We start from the raw sequence: 2139 nt of genomic DNA, 5'->3' as shown, positions 1-2139 counted from the left end.
GGGTGCATCTCATTTTTGAAAATATACTTGTAGGGGCGAAGCATTTCGGCAGTAAGTCTCTGGTTATCACTGATAAATTATGTGCCGAAATGCTTCGCCCTTGCCAAATTGAGATGCACCCGATTTGTTAATATTTTTTAATTATTTTTTGGTAATTTTCCACAAATTGAGCTCTACATTACCAACCGCCGGATCTATTTGATAATTTTGCTGTTCAATTGCCGATCGCAAATCTGAGGAAGGCCTGTATAAAAACAACTCGCCCAAACCGCCGGGAATTTTCGGAGGTTCTGGTTTTTTGAGTGCCAACTCTCGATTTTTGTAACAAGAAGTGTAACAGCGGGGTTGGATTAGCAGTTTGACTTTTGGTTGCAGGCGATAACTTAAAGGCATGATGTATGCGATATTCGCATCGCTGATAATTAACGGATTGCTTGCAGAATTGACAGTCGCTGCGACTTCTAATTCCGCACGCAACCAACCGCTGCCTTTATTCCACCAACTATCGGCTTGAGAACTAACTCCACCGGATATGATGCCTGCACAAAACAGGGCAACTACTACTATTTTCCACAGCTTTTGTTGTTTTGAATTCTCAAAAATATTGCTAATTTTCACAGACAGCAGGTAAGCAACTGCTAGCTGAATTCCTACATAACAAGGAACTAAATATCGCGGATTTGCCGATCGCCTACCGCCTTTAAGTATATCGGGTACTGCCAAAAATAAGGCAGTTGTGGCAATCAATAGCAATATCAATAACCAAACCTGTTTTGGTGTTTGCCGGCACAGAAAATAAAGGGAATAGCCGACTAAAGCTAGAATCATGATGCCAACGGGAATTACCAAGGCTAGTTGTGCGGCGTTGGCAGTCCCATCAATGCCAATATCAAAAAATGCGATGCTGACGGCGCCCACCCACCTGCTAACTAATCTTAAGAGACTTGTTTGTTCTGCCCATGCTGTTGTGCTTCTAATTTGATTGAAGTTTTCTACAGTATTTATCAGAGAAGGCATGAAGCCGAACAAGGCGACCATTCCTGCGGCATAATAGGCAATAAATGTTTTAACATCTCGCCAGTTGGCTATGACTGCGACGTAGATTGCGTGGGCGGCGGCGACCCAGACAAATAATAAGTGAGTATATAATCCTAGTGTGGCTGTGGCTGCGTACAGCGCCCAGGAAAGAATGAGGGCGAGATTATTTTGAGTTGACTCAGGGCGCATTGCTCGCAGCAAGGCTGCACTGGATAAAATAGTAGTTAATGTCCACAAACTGTACTGCCTTGCTTCCTGGGCAAATAAGATGTGGTAGGGAGAAATGGCAAAAATTGCGATCGCCATCCACGCCACAGCGGGAGATTCAAATAACTCCCAAGCCAGCCAATAAATAGCGGGAAATACTAGCAAGCTAATCACGGCGGCCAAACTTCTCATTGCTGTAACGGAACTACCGAACCATTGCGCCCAAAATCTGGCTAGTACGTAATACAGCGGGGGATGTTGGGGGTCTTCGGTGGCTAAGGAATTGAGAGTATCGCTTAATTGTTTTTGGGAATTTATCTGCTGGTATTTTTGTAAATCCGAGGGCGAGGTTATTTTCTGGTACGAAATTTGTTTGATAATTTCGGCTTCGGTGTAGCCGGAAACTCTTAAGGAAGTATAGGTTTCGTCGATCCAGTAGAATTTGCGATCGAGATTGACAAAGCGAAATAAAATGCCGATCGCTAATACAGCTATAATTAAAAATCGCAACCACTTCTCAAGTGGAGGGTTGTGAGCATTTAGTCGATCGCGATTTTTAGTGGATTCCATTTTATAACTAGCTAATCTCGCAGAAGTTTTTTTTCTGTTACCCCACAGACAACACGGTTCGTAGTAAGGAATGCAAGTCCGTCTTTCTCAAAAGCCAGAGAGACGACTGAAGTTCTCACCACAGACAACACGGTTCGTAGTAAGGAATGCAAGTCCTTCTTTCTTTCTTGTTCGTAGTGAGGAATGCAAGTCCTTCTTTCTTTCTTTCTTTCTTAATAGCCAGAGAGAGGACTGAAGTCCTTACAGACAACATGGTTTGTAGTGAGGACAGGTGCATCTGGTTTTTGAAGAGGGCGAAGCATTTCGGCACATAACTTATGAGTG

General features: G+C 43.4%; 1 protein-coding gene. It reads right to left on the bottom strand.

Features of this window, described 5'->3' with window-relative positions:
• Window positions 1-141 precede the first annotated feature (141 nt).
• Complete coding sequence (locus QT974_RS33660; protein ID WP_333472699.1) at window positions 142-1815, bottom strand: glycosyltransferase family 39 protein; 1674 nt, start codon at window positions 1813-1815, stop codon at window positions 142-144.
• Between the last annotated feature and the right edge of the window lie 324 nt (window positions 1816-2139).

It is taken from the genome of Microcoleus sp. BM001215392 (assembly GCF_036700185.1).
In the GTDB taxonomy this organism is placed as follows: Bacteria; Cyanobacteriota; Cyanobacteriia; order Cyanobacteriales; family Microcoleaceae; genus Microcoleus.
Note: the sequence above shows the minus strand (reverse complement) of the source record. Positions and strands in the feature narration are given on the sequence as shown.

Bases quoted from the DNA above. Each gene is read 5' to 3' on its own strand.
- QT974_RS33660 (WP_333472699.1), bottom strand. From the start codon at position 1,815: ATGGAATCCACTAAAAATCGCGATCGACTAAATGCTCACAACCCTCCA.